Raw genomic sequence first — 24,574 nt, forward strand, 5'->3', positions numbered from 1 at the left:
CGTGGGCTTACGGTTTCAATAGACCGGCTATCGCATCCAGCAGCAGCGGTTCCTGGAAAGGCTTGCCGAAGTAGGCATTCACTCCCAGTTGCAGGGCGTAGTTGCGGTGCTTGTCCGCGCTGCGCGACGTGATCATGATGATGGGGATGTCCTTGGTGCGCTCGTCGCCGCGCACGTTGCGCGTCAGGTCGAAGCCGTCCATGCGCGGCATCTCGATATCGACCAGCATCAGGTCCGGCCTGGCCCCTTGCAGCTGCTCCAGCGCGTCGACACCGTCCTTGGCCAGCACGACGTTGTAGCCTTCGCGCTCCAGCAGGCGCTGGGTCACGCGGCGAACGGTCATGGAGTCATCGACCACCATGATGGACCGCCCTTGCCGTGGCGCGGAGCCCTCCGCCGCCGCCCGCGCATAGTGCTGCTGCATCTCGGGATGGTGCGCCAGGTGCTGCGCCAGCGCGACCGGGTTCAGGATCAGGACAATGTCGCCCGAGCCAAGCACCGTGGCGCCGGCGATGCCGACCATGCGCGCCAGCTGCGGCCCGATGTTCTTGATGACGACCTCGCGGTTGCCCAGCACCTCGTCGACGCGCACCGCCAGCCGCTCGTTGCCGTTCTTGAGCATCATCACCGGCGCGGATCGCTGCGCCGGCGGTTGCGCCGCCGCGTCGCCCAGCAAGGCGGGCAGGTAGTGCAGCGCGGCGTGCTGGCCGTGCACCGGCACGTAGCCGTTGTGCTGCGCTTCGCTCAGCGCGGCGTCCTTCATCTGCAGCACCTGCTCGACCAGGATGGCGGGGAGCGCGTAGGTCTTGCCGCCCGCCGCCAACAGCACCACCTGCGTGACGGCCAGCGTGAGCGGCAGGTGGATGGTGAAGCGCGTGCCTTTTCCGGGTTCGGAGAAGGTGTCGACGCGCCCGCCCAGCGCCTGCGCTTCGGACTGCACCACGTCCATGCCGACGCCGCGCCCGGACAATTCGGTCAGCGCTTCGGCGGTGGAGAAGCCGGGTTCGAAAATCAGGTCGGCAATCTGGACGTCGGTGACTTCCTCGTCTTCCCGCAGCAGGCCGCTGCTGATCGCCTTGGCGCGGATGCGTTCCAGATCGAGGCCGCCGCCGTCGTCGGTGAATTCGATGACGACTTCATTGCCCTGCTGCGTGACCTGCACCAGCAGCTCACCGGTTTCGTTCTTGCCCGCCGCGCTGCGGGCGGCGCGGCTCTCCACGCCGTGGGCGATGGCGTTGCGCAGCAGGTGTTCGAACGGCGCGGCCATGCGTTCCAGCACGCTGCGGTCGATTTCCACCGCGCTGCCGCGTATGTCCAGGTTGACGCGCTTGTCGACTTCCTTGGCGCTTTGCCGCGCGACGCGGAACAGGCGTTCGGAGATGCTGGCGAAGGGCACCATCCGCACGCGCATCAGGTCACGCTGCAGATCGCGCGTGAGGCGCGCTTGCAGTACCAGGTCGTCGCCGGCGTTGTCGACGCTGCGGGTCAGGCTTTCGTGGAAGGAGGCGACGTCGTTGACGCTTTCCGCCATCATGCGGGTCAGCTCCTGCAGGCGCGTGAAGCGGTCGAATTCAAGCGGGTCGAATTCGCGGTCGCTGGAGATCGACATGCGGGAGGCGATCTGCGATTCGGCTTGCATTTCCACTTCTCGCAGCTGGCGGCGCAGGCGGGTGAGGTTTTCGGAGAAGTCGAACAGCGAGGCGCGCAGGGTTTCGACTTCGTTCTCCAGCTTGGAGCGGGAGATCGATACTTCACCGGCCTGGTTCACCAGGCGGTCCAGGATGTCGGCGCGGACGCGGACCAGCGGCGATTTCGCGCTCGCTTGCAATTCGTCGGCGGGCGCCTGTGCGGCTGGCGCGGGCGCTGCGGCTGTAGGTGCTTCGGCGCCGTCGGTGCTGTCCGCCGCGATGCCGCTGGTGCCGGCGATGGACGGCTGGCCTGCCTCCAGGCTGGCGACATCGGCGGCCAGGCCGGCGGCTTGGTGCAATGCGTCCGGATGCTGGAGCTGTTCGAACAGCAGCAGCGCGTGGTCGTAGTGGGCCAGCAGTTCGTCGAACGCTTGCGGCGTGGCGGAACCGGCGTGCACCATGTTTTCAATGTGCGTTTCGATTTCGTGGGCGTGCTGGCCCAGTCGCATCGCGCCGGCCATGCGGGCGCTTCCCTTCACGGTATGCAGGAGGCGCAGCAGGCTTTGGGCTTGCGCGGTGTCGGCGGGATTGTGGTGCCAGGTGCGCAATGCCTCGCCCACCTGCGGCAGCAAGTCCGCGCCCTCTTCCAGGAAGACCGGCAGCAGGTCGGCGTCCAATTCGTCGTGGAAGATTGCTGGTGCGGCGGTCAGGATTTCGGGTTCGGCCGGCGGGAGTTCGATAACTTCGGCCTGCAGCAAAACGTCGCCGTCGGGGATGAGCTCCGGCTCCTGCTCCAGCGCGGATTCCGGTTCTGGCGCGGGGGCGAGCGGCTCGGGCTCCGGTTCAGGCGCGAGGGCCAGCGGCGCGGAGGCTGGTGGCTGGGCCTCAGGTGCGAGCGTGGCGGCTGCGGGCTGGGACTCGGGCTCGGAGGCTGCTAGCTCGGGGGCGAGCGTGGCGGCTGTAGGCTCGGACTCGGGGGCGGAGGCTGCTAGCTCGGGCGCGAGCGCGGGGATTGCCGGCTCGGGCTCGGGTGCAGGCGCGGTCGCTGCCGGTTCGGGTTCGGGTTCGGGCGCCAACTCCTGCACGGGCGCTGGCGGCGCGGGTTCGGGCTCCGGCTCGGCGATCATGAGCGGCGGTTCGGCGAAGGCGTCGTCGAACGCGGCGTTGAACAGATCGTCGATGCTGTCGTCCGCGCGCGCCTCGACCTTTTTCGGTGCCGCTTCGCGCACGGGCGCCTCCGATTCCGGCACGCTGCCGCTGAGCGCTTCGAACGCCTCGCGGAACAACTTCTCCATCGCCGACTCCACCGGCGCGGATGTGATGTCGTGCATCGTCTCCGCGACCAGATCGTCCAGCCGCGCCTCGATATCGTTGCTGGCCGCTGGCGGCGTGGCCTCCAGTTCCGCGCGCAGGTCGTGCAGCGCGGTGATCAGCTCCGGCTGCGCCGCCGGCATGTCGCCGGCCGCGAAACTCTGCAGCATCTGGCGAATGCGCTCCATCGTAAAGTCCAGCAAATCATGCTGCACCTGGTCGAGATGCGGCGCGGGCGGCAGCAGCGCCTGCAGCGTGGACTCCAGCGCCAGCGCCAATTCCCGCAAGACCTTGAAGCCGACCGTGCCCGACGTCCCGGCCAGCGTGTGCGATGCCTGCAACGCCTCCGCATGGACCGGCCGGCGCGGCTCATGGCGCCATTCGCCGAAGTCCTGCGTGAGCAGGCGAACCAGTTCGTCCGTCTCGTGCAGGTAGATGTTGTACAGCGGCAGAGGGATCTCCAGCTCGCCGATATGCTTGACGTTGTCGTCGCGCGGCACCGCCGGTGTGATGGATGGGAAGTCGATGACGTTGCCATTGGAGACAATCGCCGGCGGTGCTGTCGCCGGCCGCGGCTCGACCGCGGGCGGAGTTGCGGTCGATGGCGGCTCAACCAGCGGCGGCTCGCTCGCGGGCGGAGTTGCGGCCAATGGTGGCTCGATCGGCGGCGGCTCGACCGTCTGCGATTCGTCAGCGGCATCGAACGGCAGCCCCTCCGCCTCCGCGACTACCTCCGCCTTGGCCTCGGCTTCCTGCGCTGGCATCGGCGTTGGCGCCGGCGCCGCCGCATCGATCGCGAACTCGCCGCCCTCCTGCACGCGCGCGGCCGCAGCGACCAGCGCATCAGCATTGCGCGCCGAGATCCCGGCCGCCACCAGTTCACCCACCCACGCGCCCATCTGGCGCGCCGCCTCGTTCAGCAAATCAAACAGGGCATCCGTGGCCGGCCGCGCCTCCGCCAGCCACACATTCATCACGCGTTCGATGGCATGCGCCGCGTCGGCGAACTGACTCAGGCCCACCATCCTGCCGCTGCCCTTCAGCGTATGGAAGGAGCGCCGCAGCATGGTCAGGTTCTCCTCGCTGCCCGACTCCGCGCGCGGCTTGGCCAGCGTGGCATCGATAAACTGCAGCACCTCCCCGGCCTCGGAGATGAAGATGTCCAGCAGCTCGGCCTCCACCGCCGCATCGCTGCTGGCCGGCGCGGGCGCCGGCTCCGGCATCGCCACCGGAGCCGGCGCAGGCACCTGCTCCTCCAGCACCGGTATCGACTCGGAGCCGGCCATCTTCTTGAACGGCACCGAACGGAAGGCGCCATGTGCCGCGTCGAACGCGAAGCGCTCGCGGGCACCGGCCGCGTTCTGCGCCAGCATATCGACAAAGAAGCCCAGCGCACCGACGTTCTGCGCGATATCGTCCAGCGCCTTGGGCTCCAGCGACGGATCGCCCTCGCCCGCCGCCAGCGCATGCACGGCGGCCTTCACATGCTGCGCCGCCTTCGTCGCGTCTTCCTGGTCGAGGATGGACAGCGCGCCCTGCAACTGGTGCAGCACCGGGTCCAGCTCCGTTAGCGACGGCCGCTTCGACGGGTCGACGTAATAATCGTCGAGCACCTTCTCGACCTGGCGCAAGCCGGCCTTCATCTCCATCGCCAGCGCGACCACGGTATCGTCCTGCCGCATCTGCTGCGCCAGGCCGCTCTGCCACTGCGCCGGTTCCGGCGGTGTGTCGCCGGCCACCAGCGCCAGCAAGCGCGCGCCTATCGTGTCCGCGTGCGCCGCGAAATCGCCCGGCAGATGGCGGATCTGCTCCAGCCCATGTTCGGCGAACAGCAGCGCGGTCGCCATCTCCAGCGCCAGCTCCTCGCTGCGGCCCGCCGAGATGGCGGTATGCGCCACGTCGGCCAACTGCCGTAACAGGATGCTCAGCGCCGGCAGATCCAACTGGTCGCAAGCCTCGGCCACATCGGCCAGCGCGCTGCCGAACGCCGCGTCCAGCGCCGGATCGATCTCCGCGCCGGCGAGCCGGTCCCAGCTCGCCTTGGCCCGCGCCATGCCGGCCTTGGCGCGCTCCAGCGCATCGAGGTCGATCTGGCCGTAGCGGCGGCGTTCATAATCGGCCGGCACCAGGCCGTCGAGCGCGAACACGCGGCGCAGCTCCAGCACCGTCTCCGATGACGATGGCGACGGCGGAACAGCGGCAATGAAGAACAGCGCATCGCGCAGCATCGCATCCGGCTGCGCGGCGGTGCCCTGGCTCAAACGGCGTATTTGCAGATTGATCAACCCGAACAACTGCTTGACGTACAAGCCGCCCGCCAGTTCGCCGTTGGCCACCAGCTCCGCGAAGGCCTGCATCGCCAGCCAGAAGGTGCGCGCCCTGGCGTCCTGCTGGGCGGCGGCGACCAGCTTCACGGCATCCAGCAGCGCGGCGGCATGCTCCCGCTGCTGCGCCGCCTCGGTGCTCTTCAGGTAAGGCAGCAGCGATTTCTCGAAGCGCTGCCGGAACGCCGTGTAGTCCGCCGCAGCGGCCTCGCCGGCCGGCGGCGCCGCCACGCTGCGCGACAAATCGGGATAGAACAGGTCCGCCGGATGAACGCGCTCCGCGCCCATCATCTCCTGCACCGCGCGATAGTAAGGGAACAGCTTGACCGGCTGCGACGGCGCGCCCTCCAGCAGCTCCTGCAGATACTCCACCAGCGCCTGATAAAGCTCCGCCAGCGTCTGCGCATGGTCGGTGCTGCATTTGAGCGTGCCGGCCTTGAAGCGGTCCAGCGCCTCCTCGGCCACCTGCGTCATCAGGCCGACACCATCCACGTCCACCATCATCAGCGCGCCGTGCGCCTGGTGCAGGTGCGACCGCGCGTGCTGCAGCTGGGTCGCCTGATCCTCCGGCGCCCGGCCGCCCGCTTCGAACAGGGCGGTCTTCGAGCGTGCCAGCGACTCGCGGATTTCCACCATCACCCACGACAAGGGGCCGGTATCGAACTGCGGTTGCGGCGGATTCGGAAAATCAGTTGTGGTCATGCTTGCCTCGGCCTTTCAATGATGGGCGGTTCAGGACGCGATACGGAATCGCGCCACCGAGTTTTTCAATTCCTGCGCCAGCACTGACAGCTTATGAATCGATTGTGCGGTTTGCTGGGTACCGTCCTGCGTTTGCTCGGTCACCGTCAAAATGTGTTGGATGTTCTGCGCCACGCTGGACGCCGACGTGGCCTGCTGGCCGGTCGCCATCGAGATGCCGGAGATCAGCTCGGCCAGGCGGTTCGACACCTGCGAGATGTCGTTCAGCGCCGCGCCGGCCGCGTCGGACAGGCGCGCGCCTTCGACCACGCCCTGGGTCGACTTCTCCATCGCGGCCACGGCGTCGTGGGTGTCGGTCTGGATGGTGCGCACCAGCGCGCCGATCTGCTTGGCCGCTTCGGCCGAGCGTTCGGCCAGGCGCTGCACCTCTTCCGCCACCACCGAGAAGCCGCGCCCCGCCTCACCGGCCGACGCGGCCTGGATCGCCGCGTTCAGCGCCAGCACGTTGGTCTGCTCGGTGATGTCGGAAATCAGCTCGGTGATCTCGCCGATCTCCTGCGACGATTCGCCCAGGCGCTTGATGCGCTTGGACGTGTCCTGGATCTGCTCGCGGATCTCGTGCATGCCCTTGATGGCGTTTTCCACCGCCGTCGCGCCCTGCTGCGCCGCCGCCACCGACTGGCGCGCCACGTCGGCCGATTCGCTGGCCGAGCGTGACACGTCGGTGATCTCGTTGGCCATCTTGACCACCGTGGCCGACGCGTCCTGGATCTCGCGCGACTGCTGCTGCGACGCCAGCAGCAGGTCGCTGGAGATGCTTTGCGCGTGGGTGGACGCCTTGGTCACCTGTTCGGCGGTGGCGGTCACGCGGCCCACCAGGCCGCGCAGCTCTTCCACCGTGTAGTTGACCGAGTCGGCGATGGCGCCGGTGATGTCCTCGGACACCGTGGCCTGCACCGTCAAGTCGCCGTCCGCCACCTCCTGCAGCTCGTTCATCAGGCGCAGAATCGCAGCCTGGTTCTGGTCGTTCATGGCCTTCGCCTCTTCCTCCTTGCGCTGCGATTGCTGGCGCATGGATTCCGCTTCCTGGCGGCGGCGGTCGGCGCCGCGCGTGCGGTTGTAGGAATCGACCAGCAGCACGCGGCCGATGGCCGCCGCCGAGACCAGCGTGAGCATGCCGCCGGCCACCATCAGCCAGAAGGTCAGGCCCAGCGAATCCTGGTCTTCGCGGTAAGCCTGCTGCAGCACCGACAGGCGCTGGCGCAGGGCTTCGTTGTCGTTGAAGATCAGCTGTTCGGCGTTCTTGGCGGCGCTGAATTTATCCAGCTTGTCGAGGATGGCCGTCACCAGCTTCTGGTATTCCTCGAAATCGTTTTTGAGCGCGGTGAATTTCTCGCGCAGGTCCGGCTCGCGCACGGCCGCCAGTCCGAGCGGCGCGCTGCCGTTGAGGAAGCCGTCGACGGTGTTACGGAACACGGTGGTGTCGCGGCCCAGCTGGAACGCGGTCTCCGACGTGATGCCGCCGGCGGTGAGGAACTCGCTGGCGCCGCGGCTCATGCGCTGCGTGAGCATGGTCAGCTTGCCGAGCGCCGCGATCTCGCGCGCCGAACCGCCGCGCTGCACCTTGAGCGCGGAGATGTCCTCGGTGCGGTTGAGCAGGGACGGCGACAGGTCGTTGATCTTCTTCAGCGTCTTATCGACGCCGCTCAGGTCCGCCTTCAGCAGCAGGATGGTGCCGGCCGCGATATCGGACGGCCCCCATTGCTTGCGGGCCGCGGCCACGACGGGCGCCAGCGCGGCGATCGGCTCGCCGATCTCGCGGCCGTGATAGCGGCCGCCGCGCGTCATCAGCACGAAGTCGTTGTTCAATTCCTTGCGGCTTTCCTCCAGCTGGCGGAAGCCTTCCGCGCTGCCCTGCACCGCGTTCGGCGCCGCCTTGCCGATGCGCTGCGAATGCATCAGCGCATCGCTGGCGACCTGGGTCTGGGTGGAGCGGTTGGCGCTGTGGATGGTGTTGAGGGCGACGAACAAGGCGCTCAGCGCCAGGCTGACCGCCAGCGCCGTCGACAGGATGCTCAGCTGGCGCTGCGCCGGCAGGTGGCCGATCAGCGGCAGCCTGAAGCCGGCCCCCGGCTCGGCCGGCGCCACCGGAGCGCCGCCACGGCGGCCCAGCGCATCGCGCAGGCGCAGCGGCGCGGCGCTGTCCGTGACGGCGGCGGTGCTGTCGCTGGCGTCGGTGCTGTCCGGCGGCGGCATCGGCATCGGCGCCGCCACAGCGCCGGTGTGCAAAAACTGCGAATCGCCCGCTTCGCCAAACTCCGAATTCGCTGCCATGTCCGGCGCGGCTTTGCGGTCGCCCCGCGAGAAAAACCCCATCTTGAAAGCCATTACACCCTCTTCGGATTAGTTGCGATCTACCCCAGTATGCCGCCCTTACAAACCAACCTGCAGAAAACGCGCTTCACGCACCAGCTGCGCCAGGTCGATGCGGGTCCATTGCTGGCCCTCGCCGTCGGTGTAGTGCTGGCGGTTCCATTCAGGTCCGGCATCGGCCGGTACTTCGAGCGCCTGCATGTCGGCCAGCTTGCGCAGGCCCAGCACACGCTCGGCCAACAGCGCGCAGTTGAAACCCAATGTGGGGGCGAAGGTGATCAGGCGCCGTTCGGCCGCCGCCGCGTCGCCGGCGGCCAGGCCCTGGTAGCGCGCCAGGTCGATCACGCCGGTCAGGTTGCCGCGGATATTGGCCAGTCCCTGGTACCAGTCCTGCGCCAGCGGCACCGGCGTGACCGGCTGCAGCGGCACGATTTCACTGATCTGGGTCAAGTCCAGCAGGCAGAGACGCCCGCCTATCAGCACGCCGAGCTCACGGCCGCCCGCAGCGGCGCCGGTTTTTGCGGCCTGCATGCGCTCCAACAGCTGCACCTGATACTGGCGCAGGCGGCTACGGCGTTCCGGGCCGGCCGGGGTGGATGGGGTGTCGGGCGTCGGGCCGCTCATCGCTTAGCCGGCGGCAGACAAAGCGGCGATCTTGGCCAGCAGTTCGGCCGCGTCGACCGGCTTGACCAGGTATTCGCGCGCGCCCTGGCGCAGGCCCCAGATACGGTCGGTCTCCTGGTCCTTGCTGGAGCAGATAATCACCGGCACGTCCTGCAGCTCGGGATCGCGGGAGATCGCGCGGGTGACCTGGAAGCCGTTCGCGCCGGGCATGACCACGTCCATCAGGATCAGCTGCGGTTTGTCGGCCTTGATCTTGGCCAGCGCCTCCTCGCCGTTTTCGGCGGTCGAGACGGAGAAGCCGTTTTTGACCAGGATGTCGGTCAGGTAGTAGCGCTCCGTGGGCGAATCGTCGACGATCAGAATTCTTTGTATGGCCATGGTGTTCCCCTGAAGCTGGCTTATTCTTGTGTGGAGACGCCCGCGCCGCCGGTATGCTCGCGCACCGCGGCCAGCAGGCTGTCTTTGGTAAAAGGTTTGGTGAGATAGGCGGCAGAACCGACCATGGCACCGCGCGCGCGGTCGAACAGGCCGTCCTTGGACGACAGCATCAGCACCGGCGTGGCGTGGAATTTGGCGCTCTTCTTGATCAGCGCGCAGGTCTGGTAGCCGTCCAGGCGCGGCATGAGGATATCGCAGAAGATCAGCGCCGGATGGTGGTCGCTGATCTTGGCCAGCGCGTCGAATCCATCCTCGGCCAGCACCACCTGGTAGCCGGCCTGGGTCAGGAAGATCTCGGCCGAACGACGGATCGTGCTGCTGTCGTCGATCACCATGATTTTCAGGGCATTAGCATGCGGCGTGGTCGTCGTCATAATCGGTTCGCTGGTATGGTGGCTACACCATAGCATAGGCAGGCGGCGGTTGGCGCGATACTAGCGATGCGCCAGTCGTCCGGCGCGGCGTATCAGATGGCTACCATCTCGAAATCGTCCTTACGGGCGCCGCATTCCGGGCAGCTCCAGTTCATCGGCACATCGGCCCAGCGGGTGCCGGGGGCGATGCCTTCGTCCGGCAAACCGGCTTGCTCGTCATAGATCCAGCCACAGATCAGGCACATCCAGGTCTGGAACTCCTGCGTTGTTTCATTGCTACTCACGTTCTGCCACCCTTCAATCAAGTAAAATGCTGAATTAGGTATCTTAATCTACCCGCCGTGCAAAACCAAACTTCTCCTCTCATATTAAGCTTCGGTGCCACCGATCCGGCCGGAGCGATCGGCGTCCAGGCCGACCTCGCGGTATTTTCCGCCCTCTCCTGCAACGGGCTGGCGGTGACCACCGCGTTGCTGATCGGCGACAGCGCCCGCGTCGAAGACGCCCAGGACATCGATCCCGACTGGGTCTCGGACCAGGCCCGCGTGGTCCTGGAAGACATGACCATGGCCGCCTTCAAGGTCGGCGCGGTGACCAACATCGAGCAGGTGGCGGCCATCGCCGAGATCCTGTCCGACTATCCCGACGCGCCGCTGATCCTCGATCCGTTCAGCTCCCGCCTGCCCGATCCGGCCGACGCCGACGAGGCCGAGGAGCTGCTGACCGCCCTGCGCCAGCTGCTGGTGCCGCAGGCCACGCTGCTGATGCTGTCGCAGGTGGAGCTGGGCCGCCTGGCCGAGACCTGGCGCGAAGGCGCCGAGGACACCATGGAATCGGACGTCGAACACCTGCTGGCCCTGGGCTGCGAATTCGTGCTCGTCACCGGCACCCAGGCCGGCACGCCGCAAGGCGAGACGGCCGCGCCGAACACGCTGGCCAACACCCTGTTCGGCGCCGACGGCGTGATCAGCCACGACGCCTGGCAGCATATGCCCGGCCCGTTCCTGGGCGCCGGCGGCACGCTGTCGGCGGCGATCACCGCCTTCATGGCGCGCGGCGCCGACGTGCCGGAAGCGGTGACGGCGGCGCAGGAATACACCGTCGGCGCGCTGGCCCACGCGCAGCGCTACGGCATGGGCAAGTTCATCCCGAACCGATTTTTCCATCTGCACCAGGCTTTACCAACTTGACACCGAAGATGCCATCATGACCACGACCTCAAAAAACGACCAGCTGTTCGAACGCGCCCAGAAAACCACGCCCGGCGGCGTCAACTCGCCGGTGCGCGCCTTCCGCTCGGTGGGCGGCACGCCGCGCTTCATCACCCGCGCCGAAGGCCCGTACTTCTGGGACGCGGATGACAAGCGCTACATCGACTACATCGGCTCCTGGGGCCCGGCCATCGTCGGCCACGCGCATCCAGTGGTGGTGAAGGCGGTGCAGGAGGCGGCCGCGCGCGGCCTGTCGTTCGGCGCGCCGACCGAGGGCGAGATCGTGATGGCCGAGGAGATCTGCCGCCTGGTGCCGTCGATCGAGCAGGTGCGCCTGGTCTCGTCGGGCACCGAGGCGACCATGAGCGCGCTGCGCCTGGCGCGCGGCGCCACGGGCCGCGACAAGATCATCAAGTTCGAGGGCTGCTACCACGGCCACGCCGATTCGCTGCTGGTCAAGGCGGGCAGCGGCCTGCTCACCTTCGGCAATCCGACGTCGGCCGGCGTGCCGGAGGACTTCGTCAAGCACACGATGGTGCTGGACTATAACAACGTGGCGCAGCTGGAGCAGGCCTTCGCCGAATACGGCGACGACATCGCCTGCGTGATCGTCGAGCCGGTGGCCGGCAATATGAACCTGATCAAGGCTTCCGAAGCCTTCCTGCAGGCGATGCGCGCGCTGTGCACCAAGCACGGCGCGGTGCTGATCTTCGATGAAGTGATGTGCGGCTTCCGCGTGGCGCTGGGCGGCGCGCAGCAGCTGTACGGCATCAAGCCGGACCTGACGGCGCTGGGCAAGGTGATCGGCGGCGGCCTGCCGGTGGCGGCCTTCGGCGGCAGCGCTGAGTTGATGAGCAAGATGGCGCCATTGGGCGCGGTCTACCAGGCCGGCACGCTGTCGGGCAATCCGGTGGCGGTGGCGGCGGGCATGACCACCTTGAAGATCATCCAGGAGCCGGGCTTCCACGAGAAGCTGAGCGCGACGGCGGCACGCCTGGCGGCCGGCCTGACCAAGGCGGCCAAGGACGCGGGCATCGTATTCTGCGCCGATTCGATCGGCGGCATGTTCGGCCTGTACTTCAGCGAGACGCCGCCGAACAACTACGCCGAGATGATGGCCGGCGACCGTGCGCGCTTCAACGTGTTCTTCCACGCGATGCTGGACGAAGGCGTGTACTTCGCGCCGGCCGCGTTCGAGGCGGGCTTCGTCTCGGCGCAGCACAGTGACGCGGTGATCGACGAAACCATCGCCGCCGCCGCGCGCGTGTTCAAGAAACTCGCGGCTTAAGCCTCGTCTTCCTCGTCCTCTTCGGAGGACTGGATCACGCCGGTGTTGAAGTTGTACTCGAACAGGTCGCCGTAGCGGCCCCACTCGATGGCGACCCGCAGCGCGCGCTCGGCTTCCTCTTCGCTGAGCGTGAAGCGCAGCAGCTTGAGGAACAGGTCTTCCGGCAGGTCGCCCGACTTGTCCTGTTCCAGGCCGTGGCAGATGTAGGCGATCAGCGGCACATGCTCCAGCAGCTGCTTGCCGAAGATCTCCTGCCGCTCGGTGTTGGTGGCCGCCGCGTACCGGCCGCCCAAGTCGGTCAGCAGGATGTCGCCGTTGGTCAGGTAGGCAAAGCCCAGCAGGATCAAGCCGTTCAACACTTCCAGCAGCTCGGCGTCGGTCAGTTCCGTTTCTTCGGCCAGCTGCGGCAGGTCGGCGCGGCCGGAGAACGGCTCCTCCGACAGCAGCTCCACGATACCTTCCATGTGCGCGATGTCGGCCTGCGGCAGGCGGTCGCCCAGCTGCAGCTTGACCTCCTTCTCGCTGATCAGGCCACGGCGGCCGGCGCCGGCGGTCATCAGCTCATACACCTTGTCGATCAGCTGGCGCACTTCCGGCCCCTCGGCCTTGCGCGGCTGCGGCAGCGATATCGGCAGCTCGGCGCGCACCCGGCCAGGATCGCTGGCGAAGATCAGCACGCGGTCGGCCATCATCACCGCTTCCTCGATGTTGTGCGACACCACCAGGATGGCCTTGGTCGGGATCTGGCCGGACTGCCACAGCTCCAGGATCTCTTCGCGCAGGCGCTCGCCGGTCAGCACGTCCAGCGCGGAAAACGCCTCGTCCATCAGCAGCACTTCCGGCTCCATCACCAGCGCGCGGGCGATGCCGACACGCTGGCGCATGCCGCCCGACAGCTCGCGCGGCAGCGCGCCCTCGAAGCCGGACAGGCCAATCAGGTCGATCACCTTCTCGGCGCGCTCGGCGCGTTCCTCGGCCGGCATGCCCTGCGCCTCCAGTCCCAGCTCGACGTTCTTCTGCACCGTCAGCCACGGGAACAGCGCGAACGACTGGAACACCATGCGGATGCCGCGCGCCGTGCCGTACAAGGGCATGCCGCGGTACAGCACCTGGCCCTCGTCGGCCTGGATCAGCCCCGCCATGATGCGCAACATGGTCGACTTGCCGGAACCCGATTGGCCCAGCAGCGCGACGATCTCGCCTTCATGCAGCGTGAAGTCGACGCCTTCCAGCACCGCGCGCGCGGAGCCGTCGGCGCCGCGGAAATGCTTGCCGACCGATTTCAATTCGACGATAGGAGTGCTCATAATTCGATCTCAATACTAGAAATGCAGCCGGCTCTCGGCCATGGTGTACAGGCGGCGCCACACGAAGTGGTTGAAGCCCATGACGAAGACGCACATGATACCGATGCCCAGCGCGATGCGCGGGAAATCGCCGGCGGTGGTCATCTCCTGGATGTAGCTGCCGATGCCGTGCGCCCGCAAGGTGGTCGAGCCCCAGCTGACGCATTCGGCCACGATGGCGGCGTTCCACGAGCCGCCGGTGGCGGTGATGGCGCCGGTGACGAAGCTGGGGAAGATCGCCGGCAGCAGGTAGCGGCGCCATTTCAGCCAGCCGGTCAGGCCGAAGTTCTTGGCGGCGTGCCGCAGTTCGGTCGGGATGGTGGAGGCGCCGGCGATCACGTTGAACAGCAAATACCACTGCGTCCCCAGGATCATCAGCGGCGACAGCCAGATGTCCGGGTTCAGGTGGTAGCGCACGATCAGCACCACCGCCACCGGGAACACCAGGTTGGTCGGGAAGGCGGCCAGGAACTGCGCCACCGCCTGCGTGCGCGAGGCCCAGCGCGGGTTCATGCCGATCCACACGCCGACCGGCACCCACACCAGGGAGGCCAGCGCCAGCAGAATGATCACGCGCGCCAGCGTGTACAGGCCAAGCACGAACACATGCCCCACTTCGGTCCAGCCGACTTCCGTGCGGATGAAGTGGCCCAGGCTCCACAAGGCGTAGAACACCACGGCGGCGATCACCGCGTCCCACACGCGCTGCGGGACCAGCGACGGCTTATCGCGGCGGGCGCGGATCGAGGTGCCGTCGTGCCCGAGGCGGAACAGCGCGATGGAGCGCGACAGCATATTGCCGAACCATTCGACGATGGCCTGCGTGCGCTCGGTGCGGCGCAGCCAGGTGAGCAGCCACGATTGCTGGGCGGTGTCGCTGCCGGTTTCCTCGAAGCGGAACTTGTCGGCCCAGGCCAGCAGGGGGCGGAAGAACAGCTGGTCGTACATCAGCACCCCGACCAGCATGGCGCCGATGGCCCAGCCGATGGCGCTCATGTCGCTCTGGGCGATGGCCATGGCGATGTAGGAGCCGATGCCGGGCAGCTTGATGTCCTGGCCGGAGACCGAGATCGCCTCCGACGCCACCACGAAGAACCAGCCGCCGGACATCGACATCATCATGTTCCACAACAGGCCGGGCATGGCGAACGGCAGCTCCAGGCGCCAGAAGCGCTGCCAGCCCGAGAGCTGGAACACGCTGGCCGCCTCCGACAGTTCGGCCGGCACGGTGCGGAAGCCCTGGTAGGCGGAGAAGGCCATGTTCCAGGCCTGCGAGGTGAAGATGGCGAAGATGGCCGCGCACTCCACGCCCAGCAGGCTGCCGGGGAACAGCGCGATGAAGGCGGTGACGGTGATCGACAGGAAGCCGAGGATGGGGATCGACTGCAGGATGTCGAGCATCGGCACCAGCACTTTTTCGGCCAGCTTGTATTTGGTGGTGAGCGCGGCGAACACGCAGGCGAAGACCACCGACGCGCCGAGCGCGATGAACATGCGCAGCGTGGTGCGCAGCAGGTAGTAAGGCAGGTAGCTCGGGTCCAGCGACAACGGCAACGCCTGGCCGACCTCGTATGGACGCACCATTTGCTGGCTGCCATAGGCGATCAGGACAAAGATCGACAGCACGATGGGCAGCAGTGCCCAGTCCCAGCGGTTACCGCCGGCTTCGACCACCTGGCGGGGGAAAAATTGCCGTTTTTTGCTCATTATTGGGGGCTTTCTTCGGCCAGAATAACCGAGGCGAGTGACCGGAGAGTGACACAGGCCGCCATTCTAAAGGATTACGGTGGTGAATTTATTACGAACGTGAAAGTTGGTGACTATTTGCGCCCCTTGTTGCGGGCATAATAATGTGATTCTCGAAATAATATTGCGCGTTATGAAACTGATCGCTGAAAAACGTTCCAAGACGGATAAGTATGACGTGCTGCGCTTCGTGCGCAACAACGGCAGCTGCACGGACACGGTGATGCCGCGCCAGGGCATTTTGCCGCACGATCTGCTGCATTACGTGGTGGAATCGGCCCTGCCGCTGCGCCACGGCTTCCTCAGCCTGCTGGCGCGCGGCGCCGACGCGCAGTTCGTCATGGAGGCGGTGCATGACGCGTCCAACAAGGATGTGGAGACCGAGGCGGTGCAGGCGGAAGCGATCGTCGAGGGGCTGCAGGCGCAGTTGTGGTCGGGCGCGTTCGACGAGGAATCCTTCCTGGCCGGCGCCGCCTCGGCCTGCACGGCGCGCGACAAGCAGCCGTTCGACTTCAGCAAGGTCGGCATCGACATCAAGGCGGCGCTGTACGACCGCGCGCTGTCGCTGAACGAGAAATGGTCGACGGCGCCCTACTTCAGCACCCTCTCGCTGGAATTCAGCCCGCAGCCGGTGTGACGCTTACTTCAACCACCCACGGCGTCGGAAGTACCAGAACGGGGCGATGGCGCTGGTGATCATCAGCACGATGGCGAACGGGTAGCCGAGCTGCCATTCCAGCTCCGGCAGCCACTTGAAGTTCATGCCGTAGATCGAGGCGATCAGCGTCGGCGGCAGGAAGGCCACACTGGCCACCGAGAAGATCTTGATGATCTTGTTCTGGTTGATGTTGATGAAGCCGACCGTGGCGTCCATCAGGAAGTTGATCTTGTCGAACAGGAAGGACGTGTGGCCGTCCAGCGATTCGATGTCCCGCAGAATCTGGCGCGCTTCCTCGAACTGCTCCGAGTTCAACAAGCGTCCGCGCATCAGGAAGCTGACCGCGCGCCGCGTGTCCATCATGTTGCGGCGGATGCGGCCGTTCAAGTCTTCCTCGTGCGCGATGGCGTTCAGCGCGGCGGCCGCGTCCTGGTCGGTGAACTCTTCCTGCAGCACCCGGCCGCTGACTTCCTCCAGGTTCTGGTAGATGCCCTCCAGCGCGTCGGCCGAGTATTCGGCGTCGGTCGCGTACAGGTCCAGCAGCACGTCCATGTAGTCGGCGATCGAGCCCGGCCGCGAGCGCGCGCGCATGCGCACCAGGCGGAACACCGGCAGGTCGTCGGTGTGCACCGAGAACAGCATCTTGCGCGCCAGGATGAAGGCCACCGTGACGATGCGCGAAGGGCCGTCCTCTTCTTCCAGCAAAAAGTCGGTGCGCAGGTGCAGGTCGCCGTTCTCCGCCTCGTAGTAGCGGGCCGATGCTTCGATGTCCTTGACCTCGTCCTCGCCCGGCAAGGTCACGCCGTAGATGGCCTTGACCCACGCGCGTTCGTCGTCCGTCGGGTCGGTCAGGTCGACCCAAACAGGCTCGACCTTTTCCAGGTCTTCGCGACTGTCGATGGGAACCTGGTTGAGCCGGCCATTCTGGAGAACGAAAACATTAATCATGGGTACGTGAGCCTTCTGGAAACAGCGCAAGTGTACCCGCAAAGCCCCCGCCGAGGCCAGCCTGCCATGCGGTATTTCAGCCTAGCGGGTCGCTTTTTCTATCATTTTGTCGGTGGCCGACTGCGGGGCCGAGTCCGCGGGGTCCGGCTTGGGTACTTTGGGCGCTTCGATGCCGCGCGTGTCGATGGCCTTGACCACTTTTCCGTCCTTGCAATCGACATCCGACAGCACGGTCTTGCCGTCGATGACGCACTTGCGCAGCACGCCGGCCGGCGCCGCCGGCACCGCAACCGCCGCCGAAGCGGAAGCCGACGCCGAAGCAGGCGCCTTGCCGGTCAGCGTGCCCAGCCCTTCGGCGAAGAAGTTGCGCTCATGGCGGGCCGACATCAAAAACGCCATCGCTATCGCCGCCAACGAAGCCATGATGATGGCCACCTGTATCAAACCGAGTCCACGCTGCTTGTGCAACATCGCTGCCTCCTAGGGTAGTTCCGCCGATCCCATGCGGCGCAGGATCACGCCGGTACGCCGCGCCAGATAACCCGAATCGCGGTGCTTGTCGAAGAAGCGCGGATTGGGCAACATCACCGCCAGCTTGGCCGCCTGGGCCGCGCCCAGGTTGGCCGCGCTGACGCCATAATAATGCCGCGCCGCCGCCTCGGCGCCGAACGTGCCGGTGCCGAACTCCACCACGTTCAGGTAGATCTCGAAGATGCGTTCCTTGTCCATCAAGGTTTCCAGCATGTAGGTGATGATCAGCTCCTGGCCCTTGCGCACATAGCTGCGCGAGCCCGACAGGAACAGGTTCTTGGCCAACTGCTGCGTGATGGTCGAGCCGCCCGACACCACCTTGTGTTTCTTGTTGTTCTTCTCGTAGGCCTTTTGCAGCGCGTCCCAGTCCACGCCCTCGTGCTCGGAGAAATTGGCGTCCTCGGAGGCGATGATGGCGCGCTTGAGGTTGGTCGAGATGCGGTTGTACGGCACCCATACCTGCTGGATGTTGGCGTTCGGGTTCTTCTCGCGCAGCGCCGACTGCTGTTCGCGCATGAAGCTGGTCATCGACGGATTATGGTCCACCCACCACCAGATCTGCAGGAAGAAATACAGCTGCACCGCCAGGAACAGCAGCACCGGCAGGATGAAGATCCACTTCACCCAGCGCCATTTGCCCGCCTTGGCCGCGCTCACAGCTTGGCCCGCAGCGACTGCAGCACGTCGGCCGTGGCCGGCTGCACGCCGCGCCACAGGCTGAACGCCTCGGCGGCCTGCTCGACCAGCATGCCCAGGCCGTCACGCAAGCGTGCGCCGTGCTGGCCCGCGAACTGCAAGAATACCGTGGGGGAGGCTCCGTACATCATGTCCAAAGCAAGCGCGCCCGGCGCGAACACCGACGGCGACACCGGCGGCAATTCCGCGCTCAGGCTGGCCGAGGTGGCGTTGATGACGATGTCGAACGCGCCCTCGATGTCGCCGTAGCCGCAGGCCGACACCACGCCCTCGCCGCCCAGCGCGGCGAACTGTTCCGCCAATGCCTCGGCCGTGGCCACAGTGCGGTTGGCGATGACCAGCTGCGCCGGGCGATGCTCCAGGATCGGCAGCACCACGCCACGCGCCGCGCCGCCCGCGCCCAGCAGCAGCACGCGCTTGCCGGTGATCGGCACGCCGGCATTGCTGACGATGTCGGCCACCAGTCCCGCGCCGTCGGTGTTGTCGCCAACGATGCCGTCCTCGGTGAAGTGCAGCGTATTGACGGCGCCGGCCGCGCGCGCGCGGATGGTCAGCGCCTGCGCCACCTTCACCGCGTCCAGCTTGAACGGCACGGTGACGTTGGCGCCCTTGCCGCCCTCGGCGATGAAGGCTTGCACGGCGGCGGCAAAGCCGTCCACCGGCGCCAGCCGTTTTTCATAGGTCAGTTCCTGCCCGGTCTGGGCCGCGAACGCGGCGTGGATCTCGGGCGATTTGCTATGGGCAATCGGATTGCCGAAAACGCAGTAGCGGTCCATCAACGTCCTCCGCCGCTTAAGTCGGCTTGTAGTTTGTCTTCGCGGGTGAATTTGAAAGTCGTGACGATCACCCACAGATCGTCCCTGTCGTTCGACAGCATATTCGGCGGGAACTTGCCGAACGGCGCGGACCGGCGCACGATGCGAATCGCCGCCTCATCCAGCGCCGCATTGCCGGAGCTGCGTTCGACCTTGATGCCTTCCTTGTCGTAGATCGTTCCGTCCTGGAATACAGGGATCGACAACATCAACTGGCCATACAGTTTGCGGCCATTCTGCTGCGGAAAATTCAGCGTGCCAATGTCTTCGATCCGCTTCTGCATCGTCTTGTAGTAGTTGGCGTAACCAACCTCGCGCGTGCTTGGCGTGATCAGGGTCTTTTTGGGGCGCTTGTTCTGGTCCTCTATCGTCTCGCTGATCTCGGCCACCCGGCGGGCGATCGCCTTGCTTGACTCGAGCAGGTCGGCGCCGGTCGGCAACGGGTCGGGCTTGGTCTTTTCCGTCACCGGCGGCGCGGTGAACGGAATCTGCTTGGCCGCCTGCGTCAGCAGGTTGCGCTGCTTCTCCTCCAGCTCGGCGATGCGGCGCTTGGCGGCCTTGATGCTGTCGCCCGTTTCCATCTTGCGCATGTCGGGCAGCGGCGATTTGGAACGGCCCTTGTCGACCGTGCCGCCGCCGTCCAGGTTGGCCTGGGCCAGCGCGTCGGCCTTCAGCGGCGCCTTGCTGTGCTTGGCGTTGACCAGGATGACTTCCAGCCCCGGATCGGTGGCCTGCACCGGCGCCGGCTTGGGCGCGACAAAGTGCACCGCGAGCAAGGCGCCATGCGCCATCAGCGACAGGCCGATGGCGAGGTACAGCAAGCGGTTTTCTTTGAAAGACTTCACGCGAGGCCGGCGGGTAGAAAAGTTAGGGCTGATTTTACGTCAAAGCAAACGCGGGGCTGCGGGTTTTATTCCGCCGCCGGCTCCTCGGCAGCGGCCTCGACCGCCACTTCCGGCGCGTCGACCGCTTCTTCTGGTGCTTCCTCGTCCTCGTAGTCCAGCTCGGCATCGGCGGCCACCGTGTCGGTGGTCGGGATTTCCAGGATGCGCGCTTCGATGGTCAGGTCCACCTCGTCCCAGCGCAGGATGTCCAGCTTGACCTGCGCGCCGCGCGCCACCTGCGGCATGCCCGGCAGGCGGATAATCAGCGGAATGTCGACCAGGCGCAGCACCTCGTCCTTGAGCACCACAGCCTCGACCTGGCGCGCGTCCTGCTGGCCCAGCCAGCGCAAGCACCAGTAGCGTTCCATGTTCGATTGATGATCGCCATACGCCGCGTACGCCGCGTCGAACTGCGACACGATGGCGAACAGGTTGGCATCCTTGTGCTTGAAGTGCGCGACCAGCGGCGCGGTCACGCCGTGCTCGGCGCACGCCAGGATCTGCCACTGGTTGACCAGGTCGGTGTAGCGGCGCAGCGGCGAGGTGCTCCACGCGTACTGGTCCACGCCCAGGCCCTGGTGCGGCGCCGCATGGGTCAGCATGCGCACCTGCATCTTGGCGGCCCAGCCGCCCACGCCCTGCCCTTGGCTGCGGTAGATGCCCGGCACGCCGTGGTCGTGCATCAGCTTGCCCCAGGTGCTGTTGGCGAAGATCATCAGCTCGGCCACGATCTTGTCCAGCGGCGCGCCGCGCTTGCGGCGGCTGACCGTGACCACGTCGTCTTCCACGTAGAAGTTGAAGTCCACGCGGTTGTTCTGTTCCGGCTTCAGGCCGAAGCCCTCGCGCTTGACCATGCGCGCCGCCTCCAATACCTGCGCCCATTTCCAGATCAGGCCCAGCGATTCCTTGTGCGGATAGTCGCCCTCGCCGCTGGCCAGCGTTTCCTCGTTGACCAGGTCGTCGAGGTCGTTGTGGCGCAGGTTGTTCGCGATCGGCACCATCTCGGCGCGGGTCTCGGTGGCCAGCACCGACCAGTCGGCCGGGTTCAGCGTGGCGTACAGCGACAGCGCCGGGCAGGTCTTGCCCTCGGCCAGCGTGAACGCCTCGACGATGGCGTCCGGCAGCATGGTGATCTTATCGCCGGGCATGTAGACGGTGGACATGCGCGCGCGCGCCATCTTGTCGACCGCGTCGTCCGGCTGGATGCCCAGGCCCGGCGCGGCGATGTGGATGCCGATCTTGACGTTGCCGTCGTCCAGCTTGGTGACGGAGAAGGCGTCGTCGATCTCGGTGGTGGTGACGTCGTCGATGGAGAACGCTTGCACTTTGGCCAGCGGCAGATTGGTCGGCGGCACCGGCACCGGCACGTCCGGGAAGCCGGCGCCGCGCGGGAAGTTCTCGAACAGGAACTTGGCCATGTGCAGCGCCTTGGGCGAGGCGATGCCGCCGGCCGCCAGCATCAGCCGCTGCGGATTGGTGTGCAGCTCGTTGCAGGCCGCCTCCAGCGCCTTGTATTCGATGGAGTTCTTGTCCGGCTTGAACAGCAGCTGCATGACGATGTTCTGCATCGCGGCCGGCAGCTTGTTGGCCTTCAGCTCTTCGACGTACGCGGCCTGCACCAGCGCCTGCTGTTTCTTTTTCTCGATGCCGGCTTGCGCGGCGCGCAGCGATTGCTCGGGCGCGGCCTTGTAGCGGCCACGGCCCTTCTTGTAGAAGTAGATCGGCGCCGAGTGCAGGCTCAGGATCAGGCCGGCGGCTTCGGCCGGCAGCGGCGCGTGGCCGAAGTATTCGGCGCCCAGCTCGGCGAAGCCGAATTCCTCCTCGCCCGCCACTTCCCACAGGAAGTCGAGGTCGATGTCGGCCGCGACCGCCTTGGCCTGTTCCATCAAATCCGTCGGCGACGGCTTCTCGTACTGCAGCAGCACGTCCTTGATCTTGACCTTGGTGCGCTTGCCGCTGGCCATTTCCACCTGGTAGGCCTCGCCGGCTTGCGACATCATGGAGCCGACCTTGAAATCGCCGGATTCTTCGAAAAATAGATTCATTGCTAGCTTCTGTTCGTTGTTATTAGTTTCAATTCCAGTACGGAAGGTAAAAACACTTCCGTCACCAGCAGGGTACCTTGACGGCGCCGATATAGACAGCGCCGTGCATATAATATGAGCTCTTGCGGGCCGTCCAGCCCGAGCGCCCTGCGCGCGCGCTGCGCCAGGGGATGCCCTTCCCGCAATCTTGCAAATTCCAAAACACCACGCCGCACTTGCGGGTCACCAAACAGGGTCGTGCCCAGCGAGCGCTCGCCCAGTGCGCTGAACAGTGGCCAGTCGGCGGCCGTGGCCGACATCGGCACTACCGTGTGCGCGAACACCGCAGGCGTATTATCACACCGCAGCAGCACTTCCCTCTCCCAGACGCGGCCCGGCCGGTGCATGCCGATCGCGGCCGCCTCGTCCGACAGGCAGCGCGCCGTGGTCTGGTGCAGGCACTGCACGCGGAAGGCGCGGCTGTGCGCTTTCAGCTTGGCGGTCAGCGAACCGTCGGCGGTCAGCCACTGGCGGTAGCCCGGCGGCGCGTTCAGCGCCAGCACGTGCGGTTGCCATTGTGTCTGCCGCAGCGAGGGGGTACGTACACGCGCGCGAATTGCCGCCGTCACTGATGCGCCTCGATACCGCAGAATTCCAGTACAGACTCCACATAGTCGGGGAACTCGGAAATGCCGTGGTCGCTGCCCTCGATCACGTGCTGGCGCGCGCCCGCATAGTGCGCCACCATATCGCGATAGTCCAGCACTTCGTCGCCGGTGGCGGCGATCAGGAAGTAGCGCTCCTGCCGCGTGACCGGATTGACGGCCAGGGCGCGCAACTCCTCGATGTATTCCCGCTTGAACTCGAACGGCTCGTCGGAATGGAATTGCGTGGTCACGCCGACGTGCTGGTCCAGGTCCTTGAGCGGCACGATGGCCGGATTCAGCAGCACGGCGCGGCAGCCGATGCGCTCAGCCAGCCAGGTGGCGTAGTAGCCGCCCAGCGAGGAACCGACGATGCTCAGCTCGCTGGCCGGCACGCGCTCTATTAAAGAGAGCGCCAATTCCATCGCCAGCTTTGGCGAGGCCGGCAGCTGCGGGCAGATGAACTGGTCCGACAGGCCCAATGCCGCCATGCGCTCGGCCATCACGCGCGCCTTCATCGACTTCGGCGACGAGCGGAATCCGTGCAGATAGAGGATCATCGCGCCAGCGCTTCCAGTATCTTGTTGTGCACGCCGCCGAAGCCGCCGTTGCTCATCACCAGGATCTGGTCGCCCGGCCGCGCGGCCTGGACGATGGCTGCCACCAATGCATCGATGTCTTCATAGGCGCTGGCGAGCTGGCCCAGCGGCGCCAGCGCGTCGCCCAGGCTCCAGCCCAGCGCCTGCTTGCTGCCGTAGCCGAACACCAGGTCGGCGTCGGACAGGCTGCCCGGCAGCGCATCCTTCATCGCGCCCAGCTTCATGGTGTTGGAGCGCGGCTCCAGCACGGCCAGGATGCGGGTCTCCGCCTTGGCGGGGCCGACATTATTGAGTTTTTGCCTTAGGCCGCCGACGGTGGTGGCGATGGCGGTCGGATGATGGGCGAAATCGTCATAAACAGTAATATCGTTTACCACGCCGCGCACTTCCATGCGGCGCTTGACGTTCTCGAAGGTGGCCAGCGACTTGGCCGCCTGCGCCACCGGCACGCCGACGTGGCGAGCGGCGGCGATCGCGGCCAGCGCGTTGGCGCGGTTGTGCTTGCCCGTCAGCTTCCACTCGACATGGCCGGCCACTTCGCCGCCGAAAATCACGTCGAAGCTGCCGTCATCGTATTCCTTCATCGCCCAATCGGCGCCCTCGGCGCCGCCGAAGCCTTCCTTCTCGCTCCAGCAGCCGCGCTTGAGCACGCGCTGCAGCGAGGCCTCGTCGGCGTTGTAGATGACCCGGCCGATGCCCGGCACGGTGCGCACCAGGTGGTGGAATTGGGTTTCGATCGCGCCCAGATCGGGGAAGATGTCGGCGTGATCGTATTCCAGGTTGTTCAGGATCGCGGTCTTGGCGTGGTAGTGCACGAACTTGCTGCGCTTGTCGAAGAAGGCGGTGTCGTACTCGTCGGCCTCGATGACGAAGAAGATCGAGTCCTTGTCGCCCTGCATGCGGGCCGAGACGCCGAAGTTCATCGGCACGCCGCCGATCAGGAAGCCGGGCGCGTAGCCGGCGTCTTCCAGTATCCAGGTCAGCATGGCCGAGGTGGTGGTCTTGCCGTGCGTGCCGGCCACGGCCAGCACCCACTTGTCTTTTAATATGTGGTCGCCGATCCATTGCGGGCCGGAGACAAACGGCAGGCCGCGGTTCATGATCTCCTCGATCAGCGGATTGCCGCGCGAGACGACATTGCCGATCACGTACAGGTCGGGGTTGAGCTGCACCTGTTCCGGGCCGAAGCCCTGGATCAGTTCGATGCCTTGGGCTTCCAGCTGGGTGCTCATCGGAGGATAGACGTTGGCATCGCAGCCGGTGACGCGGTGGCCGGCTTCTTTTGCCAGGACAGCCAGGCCGCCCATGAAAGTGCCGCAAATGCCGAGTATATGAATATGCATGGTGATCAAGACGACGAATGAATACGGGATTTTACCCGACCTGACGCCCTTTTCCCGGTTCGGAGTA

At 66.1% G+C, this 24,574-nt stretch carries 20 protein-coding genes; 3 read left to right on the forward strand and 17 right to left on the reverse strand.

Annotated elements, in window-relative coordinates; genetic code table 11:
• Positions 1-7 precede the first annotated feature (7 nt).
• The 6 genes from ACUJB0_RS15430 to ACUJB0_RS15455 form a co-directional block, all read right to left on the reverse strand.
• Entirely contained in the window at positions 8-5,965 is a 5,958-nt protein-coding gene (locus ACUJB0_RS15430) for a hybrid sensor histidine kinase/response regulator (protein ID WP_444845990.1), read from the reverse strand.
• 30 nt (positions 5,966-5,995) lie between these two features.
• A complete protein-coding gene (locus ACUJB0_RS15435; RefSeq protein ID WP_444845991.1) occupies positions 5,996-8,353 on the reverse strand; it encodes a methyl-accepting chemotaxis protein in 2,358 nt (785 codons plus the stop codon).
• 45 nt (positions 8,354-8,398) lie between these two features.
• Positions 8,399-8,962, reverse strand: a complete 564-nt coding sequence (locus ACUJB0_RS15440) for a chemotaxis protein CheW (protein ID WP_444845992.1) — start codon at positions 8,960-8,962, stop codon at positions 8,399-8,401.
• Between the two features lie 3 nt (positions 8,963-8,965).
• Complete coding sequence (locus ACUJB0_RS15445) at positions 8,966-9,340, reverse strand: response regulator (RefSeq protein WP_444845993.1); 375 nt, start codon at positions 9,338-9,340, stop codon at positions 8,966-8,968.
• A gap of 20 nt (positions 9,341-9,360) precedes the next feature.
• Positions 9,361-9,774 (reverse strand): response regulator, encoded by a 414-nt coding sequence (locus tag ACUJB0_RS15450; protein ID WP_117012052.1) that lies wholly within the window; start codon positions 9,772-9,774, stop codon positions 9,361-9,363.
• 92 nt (positions 9,775-9,866) lie between these two features.
• The gene (locus tag ACUJB0_RS15455) at positions 9,867-10,058 is read right to left on the reverse strand and encodes a rubredoxin (RefSeq protein WP_301547057.1); all 192 of its coding nucleotides are present in this window, start codon (positions 10,056-10,058) and stop codon (positions 9,867-9,869) included.
• A 57-nt stretch (positions 10,059-10,115) separates the two neighbouring features.
• Between ACUJB0_RS15455 and thiD the strand changes: the two genes are divergently transcribed.
• Positions 10,116-10,964, forward strand: a complete 849-nt coding sequence (thiD, locus tag ACUJB0_RS15460) for a bifunctional hydroxymethylpyrimidine kinase/phosphomethylpyrimidine kinase (protein WP_444845994.1) — start codon at positions 10,116-10,118, stop codon at positions 10,962-10,964.
• 16 nt (positions 10,965-10,980) lie between these two features.
• A complete protein-coding gene (hemL, locus tag ACUJB0_RS15465) occupies positions 10,981-12,273 on the forward strand; it encodes a glutamate-1-semialdehyde 2,1-aminomutase (RefSeq protein ID WP_444845995.1) in 1,293 nt (430 codons plus the stop codon).
• Here hemL and ACUJB0_RS15470 read toward each other — a convergent pair.
• Together ACUJB0_RS15470 and ACUJB0_RS15475 are read right to left on the reverse strand one after the other, a co-directional pair.
• Entirely contained in the window at positions 12,270-13,580 is a 1,311-nt protein-coding gene (locus tag ACUJB0_RS15470; RefSeq protein ID WP_161098048.1) for an ABC transporter ATP-binding protein, read from the reverse strand. The genes hemL and ACUJB0_RS15470 overlap by 4 nt on opposite strands.
• A 15-nt stretch (positions 13,581-13,595) precedes the next feature.
• The gene (locus tag ACUJB0_RS15475) at positions 13,596-15,326 is read right to left on the reverse strand and encodes an ABC transporter permease (RefSeq protein ID WP_444845996.1); all 1,731 of its coding nucleotides are present in this window, start codon (positions 15,324-15,326) and stop codon (positions 13,596-13,598) included.
• Between the two features lie 172 nt (positions 15,327-15,498).
• Between ACUJB0_RS15475 and ACUJB0_RS15480 the strand changes: the two genes are divergently transcribed.
• Entirely contained in the window at positions 15,499-16,002 is a 504-nt protein-coding gene (locus ACUJB0_RS15480) for a hypothetical protein (protein ID WP_444845997.1), read from the forward strand.
• A 3-nt stretch (positions 16,003-16,005) separates the two neighbouring features.
• Here the strand turns inward: ACUJB0_RS15480 and corA are convergent, their stop codons facing one another.
• The 9 genes from corA to mpl all read right to left on the reverse strand — a co-directional run bounded on the left by corA (position 16,006) and on the right by mpl (position 24,507).
• Positions 16,006-16,971 (reverse strand): magnesium/cobalt transporter CorA, encoded by a 966-nt coding sequence (corA, locus tag ACUJB0_RS15485; protein WP_117012059.1) that lies wholly within the window; start codon positions 16,969-16,971, stop codon positions 16,006-16,008.
• Positions 16,972-17,052: 81 nt separating this feature from the next.
• On the reverse strand, positions 17,053-17,442 hold the full coding sequence (locus ACUJB0_RS15490) for a DUF4124 domain-containing protein (protein WP_444845998.1): 390 nt from the start codon (positions 17,440-17,442) through the stop codon (positions 17,053-17,055).
• Positions 17,443-17,451: 9 nt separating this feature from the next.
• Positions 17,452-18,159, reverse strand: a complete 708-nt coding sequence (mtgA, locus tag ACUJB0_RS15495) for a monofunctional biosynthetic peptidoglycan transglycosylase (protein WP_444845999.1) — start codon at positions 18,157-18,159, stop codon at positions 17,452-17,454.
• Complete coding sequence (gene aroE / locus ACUJB0_RS15500) at positions 18,156-18,974, reverse strand: shikimate dehydrogenase (RefSeq protein WP_444846000.1); 819 nt, start codon at positions 18,972-18,974, stop codon at positions 18,156-18,158. Before aroE ends, mtgA begins: the two co-directional genes overlap by 4 nt.
• Positions 18,974-19,858, reverse strand: coding sequence for a TonB family protein (locus ACUJB0_RS15505; protein WP_444846001.1), 885 nt, complete (start codon positions 19,856-19,858; stop codon positions 18,974-18,976). Before ACUJB0_RS15505 ends, aroE begins: the two co-directional genes overlap by 1 nt.
• Before the next feature lie 65 nt (positions 19,859-19,923).
• Positions 19,924-21,942, reverse strand: coding sequence for a ribonuclease catalytic domain-containing protein (locus tag ACUJB0_RS15510; RefSeq protein ID WP_444846002.1), 2,019 nt, complete (start codon positions 21,940-21,942; stop codon positions 19,924-19,926).
• Between the two features lie 2 nt (positions 21,943-21,944).
• Entirely contained in the window at positions 21,945-22,538 is a 594-nt protein-coding gene (locus ACUJB0_RS15515) for a chorismate--pyruvate lyase family protein (protein WP_444846058.1), read from the reverse strand.
• Between the two features lie 8 nt (positions 22,539-22,546).
• Complete coding sequence (locus ACUJB0_RS15520) at positions 22,547-23,125, reverse strand: YqiA/YcfP family alpha/beta fold hydrolase (RefSeq protein ID WP_444846003.1); 579 nt, start codon at positions 23,123-23,125, stop codon at positions 22,547-22,549.
• Complete coding sequence (gene mpl / locus ACUJB0_RS15525; protein ID WP_444846004.1) at positions 23,122-24,507, reverse strand: UDP-N-acetylmuramate:L-alanyl-gamma-D-glutamyl-meso-diaminopimelate ligase; 1,386 nt, start codon at positions 24,505-24,507, stop codon at positions 23,122-23,124. Before mpl ends, ACUJB0_RS15520 begins: the two co-directional genes overlap by 4 nt.
• Between the last annotated feature and the right edge of the window lie 67 nt (positions 24,508-24,574).

Source organism: Duganella caerulea (genome assembly GCF_040362985.1).
GTDB lineage: Bacteria > Pseudomonadota > Gammaproteobacteria > Burkholderiales > Burkholderiaceae_D > Rugamonas > Rugamonas vulcania.